At 73.4% G+C, this 17,921-nt stretch carries 17 protein-coding genes; 8 read left to right on the forward strand and 9 right to left on the reverse strand.

The window, feature by feature from the left end:
* Nucleotide 1: 1 nt before the first annotated feature.
* Nucleotides 2-790, forward strand: coding sequence for an aminotransferase class IV (locus ACIBQZ_RS05130; RefSeq protein WP_396087159.1), 789 nt, complete (start codon nt 2-4; stop codon nt 788-790).
* Here ACIBQZ_RS05130 and ACIBQZ_RS05135 read toward each other — a convergent pair.
* From ACIBQZ_RS05135 to ACIBQZ_RS05155, 5 genes are all read right to left on the reverse strand, one after another.
* Nucleotides 787-1,653: a DUF72 domain-containing protein gene (locus ACIBQZ_RS05135; protein ID WP_396087160.1), complete on the reverse strand. Its 867-nt coding sequence runs from the start codon at nt 1,651-1,653 to the stop codon at nt 787-789. The two genes, ACIBQZ_RS05130 and ACIBQZ_RS05135, sit on opposite strands and share 4 nt — an antisense overlap.
* 64 nt (nt 1,654-1,717) lie before the next feature.
* Nucleotides 1,718-2,140: a TraR/DksA family transcriptional regulator gene (locus ACIBQZ_RS05140; protein WP_396087161.1), complete on the reverse strand. Its 423-nt coding sequence runs from the start codon at nt 2,138-2,140 to the stop codon at nt 1,718-1,720.
* 218 nt (nt 2,141-2,358) lie between these two features.
* Complete coding sequence (locus tag ACIBQZ_RS05145; RefSeq protein ID WP_396087162.1) at nt 2,359-2,982, reverse strand: uridine kinase; 624 nt, start codon at nt 2,980-2,982, stop codon at nt 2,359-2,361.
* Between the two features lie 10 nt (nt 2,983-2,992).
* Nucleotides 2,993-3,463, reverse strand: a complete 471-nt coding sequence (locus ACIBQZ_RS05150) for a winged helix-turn-helix domain-containing protein (RefSeq protein WP_396087365.1) — start codon at nt 3,461-3,463, stop codon at nt 2,993-2,995.
* A gap of 367 nt (nt 3,464-3,830) precedes the next feature.
* Nucleotides 3,831-4,208, reverse strand: a complete 378-nt coding sequence (locus tag ACIBQZ_RS05155; RefSeq protein WP_396087163.1) for a signal peptidase I — start codon at nt 4,206-4,208, stop codon at nt 3,831-3,833.
* A 52-nt stretch (nt 4,209-4,260) separates the two neighbouring features.
* Between ACIBQZ_RS05155 and ACIBQZ_RS05160 the strand changes: the two genes are divergently transcribed.
* Both ACIBQZ_RS05160 and ACIBQZ_RS05165 read left to right on the forward strand, forming a co-directional pair.
* The gene (locus ACIBQZ_RS05160) at nt 4,261-4,677 is read left to right on the forward strand and encodes an ankyrin repeat domain-containing protein (protein ID WP_396087164.1); all 417 of its coding nucleotides are present in this window, start codon (nt 4,261-4,263) and stop codon (nt 4,675-4,677) included.
* Nucleotides 4,674-5,600: a DUF3500 domain-containing protein gene (locus tag ACIBQZ_RS05165; RefSeq protein WP_396087165.1), complete on the forward strand. Its 927-nt coding sequence runs from the start codon at nt 4,674-4,676 to the stop codon at nt 5,598-5,600. Before ACIBQZ_RS05160 ends, ACIBQZ_RS05165 begins: the two co-directional genes overlap by 4 nt.
* Before the next feature lie 9 nt (nt 5,601-5,609).
* Here ACIBQZ_RS05165 and secA2 read toward each other — a convergent pair whose 3' ends face one another.
* Genes secA2 through ACIBQZ_RS05185 form a run of 4 tightly spaced genes read right to left on the reverse strand, consistent with a single transcriptional unit; the run spans nt 5,610 to nt 11,800 of the window.
* A complete protein-coding gene (gene secA2 / locus ACIBQZ_RS05170; protein WP_396087166.1) occupies nt 5,610-7,898 on the reverse strand; it encodes an accessory Sec system translocase SecA2 in 2,289 nt (762 codons plus the stop codon).
* A 54-nt stretch (nt 7,899-7,952) separates the two neighbouring features.
* Nucleotides 7,953-9,686 (reverse strand): ABC transporter ATP-binding protein, encoded by a 1,734-nt coding sequence (locus tag ACIBQZ_RS05175; RefSeq protein WP_396087167.1) that lies wholly within the window; start codon nt 9,684-9,686, stop codon nt 7,953-7,955.
* Nucleotides 9,687-9,738: 52 nt separating this feature from the next.
* Nucleotides 9,739-10,824 carry a zinc-binding alcohol dehydrogenase gene (locus ACIBQZ_RS05180; RefSeq protein ID WP_396087168.1) on the reverse strand — a complete coding sequence of 362 codons (1,086 nt, stop codon included), beginning with the start codon at nt 10,822-10,824 and terminating at the stop codon, nt 9,739-9,741.
* Nucleotides 10,817-11,800 carry a Gfo/Idh/MocA family protein gene (locus ACIBQZ_RS05185; RefSeq protein WP_396087169.1) on the reverse strand — a complete coding sequence of 328 codons (984 nt, stop codon included), beginning with the start codon at nt 11,798-11,800 and terminating at the stop codon, nt 10,817-10,819. The genes ACIBQZ_RS05180 and ACIBQZ_RS05185 overlap by 8 nt, the downstream gene beginning before the upstream one ends.
* 182 nt (nt 11,801-11,982) lie before the next feature.
* On the opposite strand from ACIBQZ_RS05185, the gene ACIBQZ_RS05190 reads away from it, so the two are divergent.
* The 5 genes from ACIBQZ_RS05190 to ACIBQZ_RS05210 all read left to right on the forward strand — a co-directional run bounded on the left by ACIBQZ_RS05190 (nt 11,983) and on the right by ACIBQZ_RS05210 (nt 17,903).
* Nucleotides 11,983-12,999, forward strand: coding sequence for a glucosyl-3-phosphoglycerate synthase (locus tag ACIBQZ_RS05190; protein WP_396087170.1), 1,017 nt, complete (start codon nt 11,983-11,985; stop codon nt 12,997-12,999).
* The gene (locus tag ACIBQZ_RS05195; protein WP_396087171.1) at nt 12,996-14,132 is read left to right on the forward strand and encodes a glycosyltransferase; all 1,137 of its coding nucleotides are present in this window, start codon (nt 12,996-12,998) and stop codon (nt 14,130-14,132) included. The genes ACIBQZ_RS05190 and ACIBQZ_RS05195 overlap by 4 nt, the downstream gene beginning before the upstream one ends.
* Nucleotides 14,133-14,220: 88 nt before the next feature.
* On the forward strand, nt 14,221-14,961 hold the full coding sequence (locus ACIBQZ_RS05200) for an ATP-binding protein (protein ID WP_396087172.1): 741 nt from the start codon (nt 14,221-14,223) through the stop codon (nt 14,959-14,961).
* Nucleotides 14,958-16,007, forward strand: a complete 1,050-nt coding sequence (locus ACIBQZ_RS05205) for a chemotaxis protein CheB (protein WP_396087173.1) — start codon at nt 14,958-14,960, stop codon at nt 16,005-16,007. The genes ACIBQZ_RS05200 and ACIBQZ_RS05205 overlap by 4 nt, the downstream gene beginning before the upstream one ends.
* A gap of 33 nt (nt 16,008-16,040) precedes the next feature.
* Nucleotides 16,041-17,903 carry a CheR family methyltransferase gene (locus tag ACIBQZ_RS05210; protein ID WP_396087174.1) on the forward strand — a complete coding sequence of 621 codons (1,863 nt, stop codon included), beginning with the start codon at nt 16,041-16,043 and terminating at the stop codon, nt 17,901-17,903.
* Nucleotides 17,904-17,921: the final 18 nt, after the last annotated feature.

The raw sequence follows: 17,921 nt of genomic DNA on the forward strand, positions 1-17,921 counted from the left end.
GGTGCTGAACGTCGAGCTGAACGGGCGGACGCCGGACCTGGCGCAGCTGCACCGGATCGCGACCCTGAACTACGGGCACTACACCTCGTTCCAGGTGCGCGATCAACGGGTCCGGGGCCTGGCCCTGCACCTGTCCCGGCTGGCCGACGGCGCCGAGGAGCTGTTCGGCCACCGCATCGGGGTGGCCGAGGAGCACCGGCTGCTCGGGCTGATCCGGCACGCCCTCGGCCCGGTCCGGGACGCCTCCGTACGGGTGACTTTTGTGCCGGGTTCCGCCGAGCCGGCCCCGCCGGACGTGCTGGTGTCGGTCTCCGACCCGGCGCCCGACGAGCCCGGCCCGCCGCTGCGGGTGCAGACCGTGCGGTACGAACGCGAGCTGCCCGAGCACAAGCACCAGGCCACCATGGGCCTGAACTACCGGATCCGTCAGGCCCGGCTGGCCGGCTTCGACGACGCGCTCTGCCTGGGCCTCGACGGCCGGGTCCGCGAGGGCACGTCGTGGAACGTGGCGTTCTGGGACGGCGACCGGGTGGTGTGGCCGGCCGCGCCGATGCTCAAGGGTGTGACGATGGTGCTGCTGCAGCTCGCCATGACCATGAACGGCATCCGGTGGGACCTGCGGCCGGTCGACGCCGACGAGCTGAGCGGCTTCGCGGCGGCCGCGGCGGTGAACTCGCGCTGGCCGGCGCGGGCGCTCGCCAGCATCGACGAGCTGCCGCTCAAGGACGACGGCCTGATGAGCGGGACGCTGCGGGAGGCGTGGGCCACGGTGCCCTGGGACGAGCTTTAGTCCAGCAGCTCGATCAGGGTGGACGCGTTGCGCTGGGCGTAGTCGGAGTAGCAGTTGTTCATGAAGACCTGGGTGGTGGCGGCCTCGTCGGCCAGCGCGCGCAGCTTCGGCGCCCACTCGCGCAGCTCGGCGTCGGAGTAGCGGTAGCCGAACTTCTCGTGGATGTCCTTGCTGGTCCACTTGTCGCTGTGGCCGTGGAAGCGCACCACGGCCAGGTCGGCCGTCGCCGCCAGCGGCGGCGGCACCGAGGACCTGTGGCCCTGCGGCATGTCGACGCAGACCAGCGGCAGCTCGTGAGCGCGCAGGAACCCCAGGGTTTCCTCGGCGTTGTCACCGTCGAACCAGGAGGCGTTGCGGAACTCGAAGACCGGCCGCAGCGGCCGGCAGCGGGCCGCCACCTCGCGCAGGTAGTCCTTGTGGTCGCGGCGGATGCCCCACCACGGCGGGAACTGGAACAGCAGCGCGCCCAGCTTGCCCGCCCCGGCCAGGGGATCCAACGCGCTCAGGAAGCGGCTCCAGATCTCCTCGTACACCTGCGGCGGCAGGTCGGCGGGGTAGACGTTCTTCTTGTCCGTCTCCGGCCGCAGGTCCTGGTAGATCGCGGACACCTTGGTCGGGTGGCCGGTCAGCAGGCTGAAGGCTTTGATATTGAAGGTGAAGCCCTCCGGTGTGCGCTGCGCCCACAGCTTCGTGGTCTGCTCGGCCGGCGGCCCGTAGTAGGTGGCGTCGACCTCGACCACCGGGAAGTGCTTCGCGTAGTACGCCAGGCGCTTCTCGGGGTTGTCCGCGGTCTGCGGATACCAGCCCGAGGCGAGCAGCGTCTTGTCGGTCCACGACGCGGTGCCAACGGCGATCCGGCCCATGACGGGGATCTTATGCGGCCGGTCCGCCGCTCGTGGGACAGCGGCGGACCGGTGCAGCTCTTGATCAGCCCGCGCGGCGCTCGCGGTTGGACTTGCACGCCACACACGAGGTCGCCGACGGGAAGACGGCGAGCCGCTCCACCGGGATCGGCTTGGCGCAGCCCTCGCAGTTGCCGTACGTGCCGTCCTCCAGGCGCTGCATGGCGTGTTCCGCCTGCGTCCGCCGGTCGAGCAGAGTGCGGATGAGCGACGATGCGGCGTCGCGTTCCGCGGTCTTGGATCCGCTGTCCGCCTGGTCGTCGCCGGCGGCGTCGCCGATCTCGACCAGCCGCAGCTGGTGGTTCTCGGCGACAGCCTCTTCGTACTCGGCTGTCAGGTCGTCGAACCGGGTCCGCAGCAGCTCCCGGATCTGCTCGATCTCACCATTCGAGCGTCCCTTGGCGGTGTCGGCACCTTTACCCGTGATGACCGCGCTGTTGACGAGCATGTGCTCCCCCTGCCTTCCCTCTGCCCCTGCCGGTGGACGTCCCCCGCGCCGGCCCTGGCGTCACACCGTGGAGCCCGCAGATACCCACCGCCGAAGATCCCAAACGGGTCCCTCGCAAAAAAGTAACCGCAGCATAACTGTCAGTGCACGTTACCGCCACGGACTGCGCGATCCAGCTTTCGCGTCGCAGGTCAGCGCGGGTGTGATGAGCGATTCACTCATGATCCGAGCACCATCGCGGGGTGCCGGGGGTCGTCCATCCGCACCACGACATCGGCGAACGCGGCGGGGTCGACCTCCGCGCCGTAGCGGGCGAAGGCGGGCAGCGTCCACCGCCGGGCGGGCTCGGTGCGCCGGTCCAGCGCCGCGGCCGACAACTGCAGGTGGACCGTGACGTCGAAGGGCAGCCCGGCGCCGAGCAGCAGCGGGCCGCTGACGAGCACCACGGCGTTGCCGGCCAGCTCCCGGTACGGCTCCCGGGCCGCCCGGTCGGTCTGCGCGTCCCACAGCCGGGTCACGATGCGCCCGCTGCCGCCCGGGCCGGCCGGGTCGAGCACCTCCCGGCGCAAACCGGCCTCGTCCAGCCAGCCGAGGTAGAACGAGTCCGGGTTGGTCCGGCCGAACTCCAGGCGCACCGAGGCCGGCCGCAGGAAGTCGTCGGTGGCGATCCGGACCGCCGGCCGGCCGCGCACCCGCAACGGCGCGACGAGCGCGTCCGCGAGCGCACCGGGATCGGCGGCGGCGGCCCCGTCGATCGCCACCCGGACCCGCCCGGGCAGGCCGGCCAGCCGGTCGGCCAGCTCCTCGACCAGGACGTCGATCGAGACCGGGCGTACGCGCATCCGGGCCACTCTAGTCGTGCGGCAGCACCACGATCCGGGCCTCGTCGGCCAGCCGGTAACCCACGCCGTAGACCGTGGTGATCAGCGGCAGCTGGGTGCCCATCTTGACCCGCAGCCGGCGCACGTGCACGTCGACCGTGCGCTCGCCGGTGTGCTCGTAGCCCCAGACCGCGGTGAGCAGCTGGGTCCGGCTGAACACCCGGCGCGGGTGGTCGGCGAGGAACAGCAGCAGGTCGAACTCCAGCCGGGTCAGCGGCAGCAGCTCACCCTCCACCAGCACCTGCCGCGAGGCCGTCAGCAGCTTGACCTCGACCGTGCCCTCCGCCCGCTCCGGTGGCGGGGGCGCGGTGGCCCGGGCGGCCGGCGGCGGCTCGACGGCCACCGAGCCCTGGCCCGCCTCGACCAGCTCCCGGACGGCCTCGATGAGCCGGTGCGCCTGCGGCGGCAGCGCGTCGCCGGTCAGCGGGATGTTCAGCGTGATGGTCAGCGCGGTGGGAGGGGGCGCCACGGGCGGGACACGACGGATCGCGGCCAGCCGGCCCGAGCCCTTCGTGTGCCGTCCCGAGCGTGCCGGCAGGGCGGTGACCGCCATGAATCCTCCTGCGTCGAAAGAATGGAAACCCCGCGCCCGGACAACGGGCGCGAATTAATGCACGCTTAAACCGCGGTCGATATTTCCGGCCCTCCGGTTCTCCGGTCAAGGCGGCATCCACACTGTGGGAAACTCGTTCCATAACCGTTGGATGCATCGTGTTTTACCGCACCGGGAATGCGATTACCGGTGCCGGTGGTTAACGGCGGTCAACCGTTTGTCGCAGCCCGGCGAATAAAGACGGTTTCCCGACCGATCAGCCCGGCTCCGGCGGCAGGCGCCAGCCCGGCAGCGACGGCCAGCGGACCGTCAGCACCACCGTCTCCACCGCCCCGGCCTGCCAGGAGTGGTCCTCGCCGGGTCCCCACACGACATAGTCGCCGGGCTCGCGCAGCAGCACCGTACGGTCGCGCAGCTCGATGTCGAACGAGCCGCGGATCAGCACCAGCAGGGCCGTGCGGACCTCGCCGGTGGCCCAGGCCGTCCGCCGGTCGCCGGGCGGGTGCACGCCCCACTTCACCTCGACGTCGGTGCTGTGCAACAGCTCACCCTTGGGCATGAAATGGCCGAGCAGCCAGCCCTGGTTGGCCGCGCCGTCGTGCCCGGCCCGGCCCACGTAGACCCCGTCGGTCACCGCTCACCCCCGGATAATGTGCGCCAGACATTAGCACCGTAGGCTGGTCCGCATGGCCGCGGAATTGGATGCCGAAACGATCGCCTTCGCGCACCGGATGTTCGACCTCGCGCGCTGCGGGTCCACCGAGCAGCTGACCGGCCAGATCGCCCACGGCCTGCCCGTGAACCTGACCAACGACAAGGGTGACACGCTGCTGATCCTGGCGGCCTACCACAACCATCCGCGGACGGTCACCGCGCTGCTGGAGCTCGGGGCCGACCCGGCGCGGGTCAACGACCGCGGCCAGACCGCGCTGGCCGCGGCGGTCTTCCGCAAGAACGCCGACAGCGTGCGGGCCCTGCTGGCGGCCGGCGCCGACCCGGCGGACGGCAGCCCGTCGGCTGCCGGGACGGCCGCGTTCTTCGACCTGCCGGAGATGGCCGAACTGCTCCGCGGCCGGGCCGGCGAGACGCCGGTGACGCCATGACTCTCGCGCACGAGATGCGGGAGGCGGCCGCGACGCTGCTCGCGACCGCCGAGGGGGCACGCGCCACCGCTGCCTTCGCCGACGACGACGCCCGCCGCTGGATCGAGTACCGTCCCCGGCCCCGCCCGGGCCTCAGCCTCACCGAGCTGGGGACCGCCGCCCGCAAGGCCGCCCACCGGCTGCTCGCCACCGCGCTGAGCCCGCCGGCGTACGCCCAGGCGATGACCGTGCTGGCGCTGGAGGAGATCCTCGACCGCCGGGAGGGCTGGGCCCGGGGACGGCACAGCGAGGACTACCGGGTGATCGTCTTCGGCGCGCCCGGCGACGACGCGTGGGGCTGGCGCTTCGAGGGCCACCACCTGTCGGTCAGCATGACGCTGGCCGGCGACCGGGTCTCCCCCGCGCCGGTGTTCCTGGGCGCCAACCCGGCCCACGTGGAGCACGCCGGGCGGACCGTGCTGCGGCCGCTGGCGATCGAGGAGGACCTCGGCGCCGAGTTGCTGCGGTCGCTGCCGGCGGCGGCCCGGCGCCGGGCGGTGGTGGCCGACGAGGCCCCGGACGACATCCGCTCGGCCACCCGGCCGGTCAGCGAGCGGCTGGCGCCGGCCGGGATCGCCCGCGCCGACCTGCGGCCCGGCGAGCGGGCCCTGCTGGACCAGCTGGTGGCCGTGCACCTGGGCCGGCTGCCGGACGAGCTGGCCGCGGCCCTCGACCCGGCCGGCGGCGACGTGCACTTCGCCTGGGAGGGGCCGCCCGGGCCGCGGACCCGGCACTACTACCGGATCCAGGCCGACGACCTGCTGATCGAGTTCGACAACACCACCGACGACGGCAACCACGCGCACAGCGTGCTGCGCCGCCCGCGCGGCGACTTCGGCGGCGACATCCTCGCCGCCCACCGCGCGGGCTTTGCGCACTCCTGACGGGCCGGCTCAGCCGCCCGAGGTGAGGCGGCGGCCGACGGCCGCGATGAGCCGGTCCAGTTCGGAGCCGAACGGGTTGTCGTGCACCAGGTACGTCCACGTCGCGCTCGGCCGGACGATCTCCGCGCGGTCCGGGTCGTAGCCGTCGGTGAGGTCGACCTCCTCGAAGGTCGCGATCGTGCGCGCCTCGATCTCGGTGAAGACCTTCTGGAACGCGGGCACCGCGGACCGGTGGAACTCGTCGAGCGGGTCGAGCTTGCCCAGCGCCCGCAGGTGCACACCCTCGCGCACCTCGGAGAGCTCGGCCAGGTGCTCGGCCCAGAGCCGGTCGAGGTGGAACAGCGCGATCGACCGGGCGGCGTCGGAGAGCACGTCCTCGTCGATCTCCTTGGCCTTCTCCGGCGACCGCTCCAGCAGCATGATCGCGGCGACCTCGGAGGTGAGCAGCCGCTCCCGGCGCTCGGCCAGGGCCAGCCGCTGCTCCTCGATGACCACGCTGTAGCGCCAGGTGTTGCGGTGGATCTCGTGGTTGACGCCCTCGGCGACCCGCTGGGCGTGCTCGACCGCGTACTCCACCTGCTCGTCGTGCACCACGCCGTCCATGTCCATCCGCGGCGACGACGGCAGGATGTCGCCGGCGTGCCGGGTGATCAGGTCGTCCTCCAGGCTGACGAAGAACACCGAGCCACCCGGGTCGCCCTGCCGGCCGGCCCGGCCGCGCAGCTGGTCGTCGACCCGGCGGCTGTCGTGCCGGCCGCTGCCGATGACGTACAGGCCGCCCAGCTCGGCGACCCGCTCGGCGTCCTTGCCGTCGCTGCCGCCGAGCCGGATGTCGACGCCGCGGCCGGCCATCTGGGTCGAGACGGTCACCGCGCCCAGGGCGCCGGCCTCGGCGATGATCGCCGCTTCCTCGTCGTCGTTCTTGGCGTTCAGCACGTTGCTCGGCACGCCGGCCGCGGCGAGCTGCTTGGCCAGCAGCTCGGAGGCCTTCACGTCGAGGGTGCCGATGAGCACCGGCCGGCCCTTCTCGTGGGCGATCTTGATCTCCTCGACCAGGGCCTCGTCGCGCATGTCGTGCGCGGAGTAGATCCGGTCCGGCTCGTCCTCGCGGATGTTCGGGGTGTTCGACGGGATGACCGCGACCTCGAGCTTGAAGTACTCGCGGAGCTGCTCGCCGACGTGCACCGCGGTGGCGGTCATGCCGCACACCGTCTTGTACAGCGCGATGTAGGCCTGCACGGTGATGGTGTCGAGGACCTCACCCTCGGCTGTGGCGTTCAGGCCCTCCTTGGCCTCCACGGCCGCCTGCAGGCCGTCGGGCCAGCGGCGGCGTTGGGCCACCCGGCCGCGCATCTCGTCGATCAGCTCGACGCTGCCGTCCCGGACGATGTAGTCGACGTCGCGGCGCAGCAGGGCGCGGGCGTGCAGCGCCACGTTGACCGCGGACAGCTGCTCGACCTGGTCGTCCGCGTACAGGTCGATGCCCATCTTCTGCTCCAGGGCGGCCAGGCCGGCGTTGCTGAACGCGACGCTGCGGCCGTCCTCGGCGACCTCGTAGTCCTTGCCCGGGCGCAGGTCGCGGACCAGCTCGGCGGCGTCGTGCACCGGGTCGCTCTCGGTGGTGATGCTGCCGGCCAGCACCATCGGCACCCGGGCCTCGTCGATCAGGATCGAGTCGGCCTCGTCCACGATGGCGGTGGCGAGCTTGCGCTGCACCCGGTCCTCGACGTCGGTGACGAGCTGGTCGCGCAGGTAGTCGAAGCCGGCCTCGCTGACCGAGACGTACGTGACGTCGGCGGCGTACGCGGCGCGGCGCTCCTCGCGGGTGGAGGCCTCGGTGACCCAGCCGACGCTGCACCCGAGCAGGGTGTACACCGGCTCCATCCAGGTGGCGTCGCGGCGGGCCAGGTAGTCGTTGACGGTGAGCACGTGCACCGGGCCGTTGCCGAGGCGCACGTGGCCGTACGCGGCGATGGTGGCGGTCAGCGTCTTGCCCTCACCGGTGGCCATCTCGGCGACCTTGCCGGAGAGCAGCGCCATCGCGCCGACCAGCTGCACGTCGTACGGCCGCTGCTCGAGCGCGCGCCAGGCGGCTTCCCGGCCGACCGCGCAGATCTCGGTGTAGTCGTCCGCCGCGGCGGCGGCCTCGGTCAGCGCCGCGTCGTCGAGCTCGCGCAGCGCCTCCTCACGGGCTTCGATCTCCGGCAGCCGCTTCTCCAGCGGCGCCAGATCGACCGTGGTGCCCGGACGCTGCAGGAACTTACGGAACCGGTTCTTGAACCGCTGCGACACACCCATGGGCGGTTACGGTACTTCACTCAGCTTGGGACCGGGTGCCGACTCCCGCCGGTTTCACGCGACGAGCAGTTGGTGCGCGGCGAGCTCGCGGTAGAGCGGGCTCGTCACCAGCAGCTGCTCGTGCGGGCCGACCGCGACGACCCGGCCCGCCTCCAGCACCACGATCTGGTCGCTGTCGACGACCGTGCTGAGCCGGTGCGCCACCACGATCAGGGTGCGCCGGAACGACGCGGCCGCGATCGCCTCGCGCAGCGCGGCCTCGTTGCGGGCGTCGAGATTGCTCGTCGGCTCGTCCAGCAGCAGGATCGGCGTGTCGGCCAGCAGGGTGCGGGCGATCGCCAGGCGCTGGCGCTCGCCGCCGGAGAGCAGCACCCCGCCCTCGCCCACCTGCACGTCCAGGCCCTCGGCGGTGCGGGTCGCCAGCGCGCCGAGGTTGACCTGCGCCAGGGCGGCGAGCAGGCGCTGCTCGTCGGCGCCGGGCGCGGTCAGCAGCAGGTTGTCACGCAGCGTCCCGGCCAGCACCGGCGCCTCCTGCTCGACGTAGCCGAGCCGGCGGCGCAGCGCGTCGCGGGGCAGCTGGCGGATGTCGGTGCCGGCCACCCGGATGGTGCCGGCGGTGGTCTCGTAGAAGCGCTCGATCAGCGCGAGCACCGTGGACTTGCCCGCCCCGGACGGACCGACCAGCGCGATCCGGCTGCCGGCCGGCACCGTGAAGGACACCTCGTGCAGCACCGGCGGGCCGCCGGGATAACCGAAGCTCACCTTCTCCAGCGCGACCGCGATCTCCGGGTCGCCGGCCGGCGCGACCGCCGCCGGGTGGTCCCCGGCCGTCTCCGACGGCAGGTCCAGGACCTCCTCGATCCGCTGCAACGCGCCCAGCCCGGTCTGCAGCTGGGTGTACGCGTTCAGCGCCTGGCCCAGCGGCAGCACCAGGAAGAACAGGAACAGCACGAACGCCACCAGGTCGCCGACGCTGATCGCCCCCGCCGCCACCCGGGCCCCGCCGACCCCCAGCACCAGCAGGAACGCGCCCTGGGTGGCCGCCGCCGAGGCCGGCCCGATGAGCGCGCGCAGCCGGGCCACCCGCATGCCGGCCTGGTACGCCTCCGTCGCGCTGCGGGTGACCGTCTCGGCCTCGCGCTCCTCGGCGCCGCTGGCCCGGATCGTGCGCGCCGCGGAGATGGCCCGCTCGACCGCCGAGGTCATCTCGCCGAGCCGCGCCTGGGTCTGCTCGGACAGGCTGCGCACCCGGCGGGAGACCGAGATGGCGACGGCCATGCCCACGGCCAGCCCGCACAGGGCGACGCCGAGCAGCAGCGGGTCGAGCACCGCCATGGCGATCGTCGCGCCGGCCACCATGACGGTGCCGGTGACGATCTCGAACAGCCCGGAGGTGACCACCGCCCGCAGCAGGGTTGTGTCGGCGCCGACCCGGGAGAGCAGGTCGCCGGTGCGGCGGGTGTCGTATTCCGCGATGGGCAGCCGCAGCAGGTGCCGGGCCAGCCGGCGGCGGGTGGTCAGCACCAGCCCTTCGGCGGTGCGCTGCAGCAGGTAGTCGCGCAGCCCGCCCAGCGCCGCGCCGGTCAGCAGCAGCGCGATCAGCAGGGCCACCGCGCCGCCGACCGGCCGGCGCGCGCCGATGCCGTCGAGCACCGAGCGGACCAGGACCGGCTGCACGAGCGCGGTGGCCGCGGTGACCAGGGAGAGCACGCCCACCACGGCCAGCGTGCCGCGGTGCTCGCGCAGGTAGGGCAGCAGTGCGGGCAGGCCGACCCTCCGCACTGTCATGCGGCGAGCCTAGCCGCGCCCCGCACCCGCGGGGACGTGTCGCGCACCACCCTCAGCAGGCGATGACCGCCTGGAGTTCCTGGCGGCGGCGGGCGGCCAGGTCGTCGAGGAACCGCGGCGCCTCGTCGAACGGCACCACCGCGGAGATCAGGTGCTTGCGGATCCGGTCGCCGTCGGCGCGCAGCAGGTCGACGGTGGCGGCGGACAGCCGTTCGCGGTCCCAGGTCGGCGCGAGGCCGGGCGGCACCCGGCCGATCTGGGCGCAGCGCAGCCCCAGACCGTTGTGGTGGAACTCCTCGCCGAGCCGCACCGGGTCCGCGCCGCCCTGATAGAAGGCCAGGTCGATGACGGTGCCCTGGGGCCGCAGCAGGCGCAGCGCGAGGTGCAGCGCCGAGGCCTGGCCGCGGCACTGGAAGACGACGTCGGCGCCGCGGTCGTCGGCGGTGTGCCGCCAGGCGGTCTTGAGGGTCACCGCCGGATCGCCGTCCTCCGGATCCAGCGTCTCCAGGCCGAGCGCCCGGGCCACGGCCCGCCGCTGCGGGGTGGGGTCGACGACGACCACCGAGGCCGCGCCGTGCGCCCGGGCGAACAGGGCGGTGATCAGGCCGACCACCCCGGCGCCGGTGACCGCGACGCGCCGGCCCGCCACGCCGTCGCCGAGCCCGCGGACGTCGGTGCCGTACCGGTCGGCGGCGGCGTGCAGCAGGCCGTTGGCGCAGATCGGGCCCATGTGCGCGACGTAGATGCCGAGCATCGGGTCGAGGTCGGCGGGCAGCGGCACCACCCGGTCCCGCAGCGGGTCGCCGGTGTAGCCGGTGCGGTGCCCGTAGGTCATCGCCACGACCGCGCCCTCGGCGACCGCCGGGGTGCGGCTCTGCTCGACCCGGGCGACCTCCATGTAGCCGAGCCGGGTGACCGGGAAGGGGTGCTCGACGGGGCCGCCGAACAGCCCGAGGACCGGGTCGAAGCCGTGGTGCAGGGCCGGGTTGGTGCCCTTGACGTAGCTGAGCTCGGTGCCCGCCGACACGCCGCTGAACAGGGTGGCGACCCGGAACTCGCCGGCCGCGAGCGGCGCGACCGGCTCCTCGGCGACCGCCAGCCGGCCCGGCTCGGCCACGACGATGTTGCGGTCAGACATGCGAGACCTCCGCGGTGCGGGGGGTGACGGCCCGGCCGGTGGCCGCGGCCTCGGCGACGGCCAGGGCCACGGCATGGGTACGGAGGGCCTCGGCGTACGGGACCCGGATGTCGTTCCCGTCGCCCCGGACCGCGTCGATGAACGCCCGGTCCACGGCGATCCGCGCGCTCTCCGGATCACTGTCCACGGTGCGCGGACCGTCGGCGTCGCGCACCACCAGCCCGGTCTCGGTCAGCGCCAGCGCCAGCCCGTCGGCGTAGATCTCCAGGCCGGCCCGCTCCTTCCAGCCGAGCACACAGGTGGCGGCGAGCGTGCCGACCGCGCCGCCGGCGAACCGCAGGGTGGCGGCGGTCGCACCGTCCACATCGGCGTCCGGCACGGGCGGGGGCGTGCCGTTGCCGACCGCGGTCACCTCGGTGATCTCGCCGGCCAGGTGCCGGGCCAGGTCGAGCACGTGGGCGGCCTGCTCGACCACGGGGCCGCCGGACCGGTCCCGGTGCGGCCACCAGGCGACCGGGGGCACCTTGTCCAGCCAGGCGCCGGTCACCAGCCGTACCGGCCGGTCGCCCAGCAGGGCCCGGGCCTGCTCGACGATGCCGAGGTACCGCCAATGGTGACCGACCGCAGTGATGATCTCACTCTGTGCAGCCAGTGCAGCAATTTCCAGTGCGGTGTCCCAGTTGATCGAAATGGGCTTTTCCACGAATAGCGGCAGACCTGCTGCCACGACGGCGCGCTCGGCCGGGCCGTGGGCAAAGGGGGGCACACACACGTAGGCCGCGTCCAGACCCGCGTCGAGGAGCGCCTCGACGTCCGGGTAGACGCGTGCGCCGTGCGCGTCGGCAAGGCCCTGTGCCGCGGCCGGCACGACGTCGGTCACCCCCACCACCTGTACGCCCGCCAGCCCGGACAACACCTTGGCGTGCCGCTGCGCCACGCCGCCGGCGCCGATCATTCCCACTCTTGTCCCGGCCATGAGGCCCTCCCCGATCATCGATGCTGTTGTGCGGCCCTCGACTTCTCCGGCACGCCGCGTCCGAAACGTGAGCTCTTTCGCCGCCGCACGACATGCACCTGTTACCTGGCGTCAAGATTGATAACCCTCGACCGGGGAACGTTCGACGCTTCGTAGTTGGTCGTGAACTGGGGGGTGTGCCAATGCGGCATTCGTATACGAGCGTTGCACCGACCGCGTCACCCATCGTCGAGGCGTGGGCGGCCTACCGCACCGGGAACGCCACACAGTGGACGGCACGCCAGCTGGCCCGGGCGAAGCGGAGCACCCGGGTCAGCGTCGTGATCCCGGCACGCAACGAGGAGGCCACGGTGGGCGCCATCGTGGCGATCATCCGCGAGCATCTGGCCGACCGGGTGCCGCTGGTCGACGAGATCGTGGTGGTGGACTCGCGCTCCACCGACGCCACCGCGGCGGTCGCCCGGGCCGCGGGCGCGCGCGTCGTGCACCAGGACGACGTGACCCGGGGGCTGCCCCGGCTGGAGGGCAAGGGCGACGCGCTGTGGGCCGGGCTGGCCGCCAGCACCGGCGACGTGGTCGCCTTCGTCGACGGCGACCTGCGTGAGTTCTCCCCGCACTTCGTGACCGGCCTGCTCGGCCCGCTGCTCACCGACTCGTCGGTCGAGTTCGTCAAGGGCTTCTACCACCGCCCGCTGGTCAGCAGCAGCGGCGTGGAGACCGACGGCGGCGGCCGGGTCACCGAGCTCGCCGCCCGGCCCCTGATCAACCTGTTCTGGCCGGACCTGGCCGGCGTGGTCCAGCCGCTGGCCGGCGAGTACGCGGGCCGCCGCCGCACCCTGGAGCGGATCCCGTTCGTCTCCGGCTACGGCGTGGAGATCGCGATGCTGATCGACCTGCTCGACCTCGTCGGGCTGGACGCGCTCGCCCAGGTCGACCTCGGCGAGCGGTTCCACCGGCACCAGGGCACCGAGGCGCTGGGCCGGATGTCCGCGCAGATCGTGGTGACCGCGTGGTCCCGGCTGTACCGGCGTGGCCTGGTCACCTCGGCGCTGCCGCCGTCGACGCTGCTCACCCAGTTCCGCCGCGGCGGCGCCGACGCGCTGCCGCACCTGGACCGGGAGATCGTGCTCACCGACGTGAGCGTGGCGGAACGGCCGCCGCTGAAGTCCGTGGCGCTGCGATCGGTGTCCGCCGCATGAGGATCCTGATGAACGCCGGGCCCTGGCTGCCGGTCCCCCCGCTGGGCTACGGCGGTATCGAGAACGTCATCGCGACCCTGGTGCCCGAGCTGCGCCGGCTCGGGGTCGAGGTGGTGCTGGCCACCGTCGGCGAGAGCACGCTGGCCGTCGACGAGCGGCTGGCGGTCTTCGACACCGGGCGCTTCGAGCTGCTGCAGCGGCCGTACAACCAGGTCTGCGGGATCGTGCCCGCGCACCTGCACGCGGTCCGGCGGCGGCTGGCCGAGGGTGACATCGACCTGGTGCACGACCACGTCGAGGCCGCCGGGCTCGCCGGCCTGGCCGCGCTCGGCGCCGACGGCCCGCCCGGCCTGCACACCCTGCACTGGGACCTGGCCAAGCACCCGGAGCTGTACGGCACCTTCGACGGCGGCGACCGGGTCCGGGTCAACGGCGTCTCGGCGAACCAGCTCACCCACGCGCCCGCCGCGCTGCGTGCCCACGCAGTCGGCCACGTGCACCTCGCGACGCCCCTGGCCGACGGCGCGGACCTGCGGGCCCCGGTGGCCAAGGACGGCTACGCGGTGGTGCTGGGCCGGATCAACCCCGGCAAGGGCCAGGACCTGGCGGCGCGGCTCGCCCACCGCTTCGGGTTCGACCTGGTGCTGGCCGGGCCGGTCGGGCCGTACCACCGTCCCGAGGATCTCGCCGCGGCCGGGCCGGCGGCGGCGCAGAACCCGGACGTGCGGTTCTGGCGGGAGCAGGTCGCCCCGCACGTGGACGGCGACCGGGTCCGCTGGGTCGGCACGGTGACCGGGCCGGACCGCGACGATCTCGTCGCGCGCGCCCGGGCCGCGCTGTTCCCGCTGCGCTGGGAGGAGCCGGGCGGCACGGCGGTGGTCGAGTCGCTCGCGCTGGGCACCCCGGTGCTCGGCATCGCCCGCGGCTGCCTGCCCGAGCTGATCGAGCACGGCCGGACCGGCCTGCTCACCACCGACGAGGAGGAACTGGGCGAGCTGGTAGCCGCCGCCGGCACGATCGCCGAGGCCGCGTGCCGGGAGGAGGCGGCCCGCCGGTTCACCCCGGCGGTGATGGCCGCCGGCTACCTCGGGCTCTACGAACGGGTCCGGGACGGGGCCGCGGTCGCGGTGTGATGCCCGACTGCGCGTTTGCCCCGGCCGGTTCGCGGGCACTGACCGCGAGCGACGCGACCGATCCGACGCGTCGTCAAGAGGGGGGCGGATGACGAGCCAGCTGGTCTGCCGGCCTGAGCAGCACCTCCCGGTGGGGATCCTGCGGGTCAGCGGCGTGCTGGACGCGATCACGAGCGACGCCCTGGAACACGCGGTGGGGCTGGCCCTCTCCGCGCAGCCCGAGGCGTTGCTCCTGGACGTGGCGGCGCTGGAGATCAGCGAGCCTGCCGCGCTGGACGTGCTGGGCCGGGTGGTGTGCCGCACGGCCGAGTGGCCGAACGTGCCCATCGTGCTCTGCGGCGCCGGGCCCGCGACCGGCCGGGCCATCGCGGCCTGGCCGGACTGCTCCTCGGTCAGCACCGCGCAGAGCTGCGCCGAGGCCCTGGCCGGCATCAAGGAGGAGCCGGAACCGCAGCGGATCCGGATCCGGCTCCGGCCGGTCCCCGACGCCTGCCGGCAGGTGCGCCAGCTGGTCACCCAGACCTGCACCGCCTGGCACCGCGGCGAGGTGGCCGGCACCGCGGCCCTGGTCGCCACCGAGCTGGTGGCGAACGTGGTCCGGCACGCGCACACCACGATGGAGTTCACCCTCGGGCTGCGCGACGGCCGGGTCTGCCTGACCGTCCGGGACGGCAGCCGGCTGCTGCCCCGCCCCCGGGAGCCGGGGGTGGGCGACGCGGGCGGCCGTGGGCTGCAGCTGATCCGCGAACTGACCGAGGCGTGGGGGGTTCTCCCCGTTCCCGACGGTAAGGTGGTGTGGACCCACCTGACAGCGGGAGCGTCGATGTGACGGCCAGACGGCGGGACGTGATCGCCGTCGGCGCCTCGGCGGGCGGTGTCGAGTCCCTGCGCGCACTCGTCGCCGGGCTGCCCCCCGCCTTCCCCGGTTCGCTGCTGGTGGTCCTGCACCTGCCCCGGGACGCCCCGAGCGCGCTGCCCTCGATCCTGGCCCGCAGCGGCCCGCTGCCCGCTGCCGCCGCCCTCGACGGCGAGCCGTTGCGCCCCGGCCGGATCTACGTCGCCCCGACCGATCACCACCTGCTGCTGCTCGACGGGCACCTGCGGCTGTCGCACGGCCCGGCCGAGAGCGGCCACCGGCCGGGGATCGATCCGCTGTTCCGCTCGGTGGCCCGGGCCGTGGGCCCGCGCGCCGTCGGCGTGGTGCTGTCCGGGTCCCGCGACGACGGCGCCGCCGGGCTGGCCGCCATCGTCGCGCGCGGGGGCACCGCCGTGGTGCAGGACCCGGCCGACGCCCTGTACCCGTCGATGCCGCTCGCCTCGCTCGCGCAGTCGCCCACCGCGTACGTCCAGCCGGCCGCGAAGCTGGGCGGCCTGCTCGCCGAGCTGGCCGCCCTGCCGCTGGACGATCCCCTCATGCCGCCCGACGCCCTGCTCGACACCGAGGTCGCGATGTCCGACCTCGCCCCGCTCACCACCGACGAGTTCGCCCCCTCGGCCGGCTTCGGCTGCCCCACCTGCGGCGGCGGGCTTTTCCAGCTCGGCGAGGGAGCGACGCCGCGGTACCGGTGCCGAGTGGGGCACGCCTGGTCGGCGGAGAGCCTGCTGGACGAGCAGGCCCTGGCGCTGGAGAGCGCGCTCTGGATGGCGCTGCGGGCGCTGGAGGAGAAATCCGCGCTGAGCCGCCGGCTGGCGGCCGGCGGCACGCACCGCCGCGGCGGCACCGGCGAGCGCTTCCACAGCATCGCCGCCGACGCCGACGCGGCCGGGGCGACGATCCGCCGGCTGATCGCCCGGCTCGGCGGGCTGCCGGAGCCGCACCCGGCCCCGGCCCCGTCCGGCGCGCGTCCGGGTGATCTGCCGTCGGACGTGCGATAACGTCGCCGCTCAACCACGTGACGGAAGGCCACCATGATCCCGACCGACCCGGACTTCGAGGCGCTGCTGGTCCACCTCAAGGAGTCCCGGGGTTTCGACTTCACCGGCTACAAGCGGTCCAGCCTGATGCGCCGGGTCGACCGCCGGATGGCGCAGGCCGGGATCACCGGCTACCAGGACTACCTGGACCACCTGGAACTGCATCCGGACGAGTTCAGCGCGCTGTTCAACACCATCCTGATCAACGTCACCGGCTTCTTCCGCGACCCGGACACCTGGGACTACCTGCGCGCCGAGATCCTCCCGCCGGTGCTGGCGGCGCGGCCCGCGGACGCCCCGATCCGGGTCTGGTCGGCCGGCTGCGCCTCGGGCGAGGAGGCGTACACGCTGGCGATCGTGCTGGCCGAGGCGCTGGGCATCGAGGCGTTCCGGGAGCGGGTGAAGATCTACGCCACCGACGTCGACGAGGAGCAGCTCACCGAGGCCCGGCAGGCCACGTACCCCGCGCAGGCGCTGGCGGCGCTCCCGGCCGGGCTGGTGGCGAAGTACTTCGAGCCCGCCAACGGCCGGTTCAGCTTCCGCAAGGACCTGCGGCGCTCGGTCATCTTCGGCCGCAACGACCTGGTGCAGGACGCGCCGATCTCCCGCATCGACCTGCTGGCCTGCCGCAACACCCTGATGTACTTCAACGCGGAGACCCAGACCAGGATCCTGTCCCGCTTCCACTTCGCGCTGGCCGACGGCGGCATCCTGCTGCTCGGCAAGGCCGAGATGCTGCTCAGCCACGGCAGCATCTTCACCCCGGTGGACCTCAAACGCCGCGTGTTCCGGCGGGTGCCCCGCGCCCTGCCCCAGGGCGCCGTGTTCGCCGGCGCGCTGCCGCCGCAGGCAACCCCGCTGAGCGGCCTGGACCAGCTGCGCGCCGAGGCGTTCGCGGCCAGCCCGGTGGCCCAGCTGGCGATCACCTCCGACGGGCTGGTCGCGCTGGCCAACCAGCGGCTGGAGGACCTGTTCGGAGTGTCCGCCCGTGACCTCGGCCGGCCGTTCCGCGACCTCGACCTGTCGTACCGGCCGGTGGAGCTGCGCCGCTATGTCGAGCAGGCCCAGGCCGAGCGCCGCACGCTGCGGGTCAGCGACGTCGAGTACCTGCGCGCCGGCGAGGTCATCCACCTGGAGATCCAGGTCAGCCCGCTGACCGCCGCCGACGGCAGCCTGCTCGGGGTCGACCTGGTCTTCACCGACGTCACCGCGGCCCGCCGGCTGCAGGCCGACCTCGAGCAGACCCACCAGCAGCTCGAGGCGGCCTACGAGGAGCTCCAGTCCACCAACGAGGAACTGGAGACCACCAACGAGGAGCTGCAGTCGACGGTCGAGGAGCTGGAGACCACCAACGAGGAGCTCCAGTCGACCAACGAGGAACTGGAGACGATGAACGAGGAGCTCCAGTCCACCAACGAGGAGCTGCAGACCATCAACGACCAGCTGCGGATCAGCACCGACCAGCTGGACGACGCCAACACCTTCCTCGAGACGGTGCTGGCCGGCCTCCGGGCCGGGGTCGTCGTGGTCGACCACGACCTGCGCATCCGGGTCTGGAACCGGTGCGCCGAGGACCTCTGGGGACTGCGCTCACCCGAGGCGGTCGGCCAGCACTTCCTCAATCTTGACATCGGGTTGCCGTTCGACCGGCTCCGGCCGCTGCTGCGCGGCGTGCTGGGCGATCCCGGCGAGGCCGCGGAGGTGGACGTGCAGGCGGTCAACCGGCGCGGCCGGACGATCACGGTGCGGGTGGCGGCCACCCCGCTGGCGGCCTCGAACGCCGGGCGGAAGGACAACGGCGCCATCATCGTCATGGAGTCCGACACGCTGCGGGACATCGCCACGAACCAGGTTTGACCCAGAATGCATCGGGTA

Origin of the sequence: Actinoplanes sp. NPDC049599 (assembly GCF_044465625.1) — a bacterium.
Taxonomy (GTDB): domain Bacteria; phylum Actinomycetota; class Actinomycetes; order Mycobacteriales; family Micromonosporaceae; genus Actinoplanes.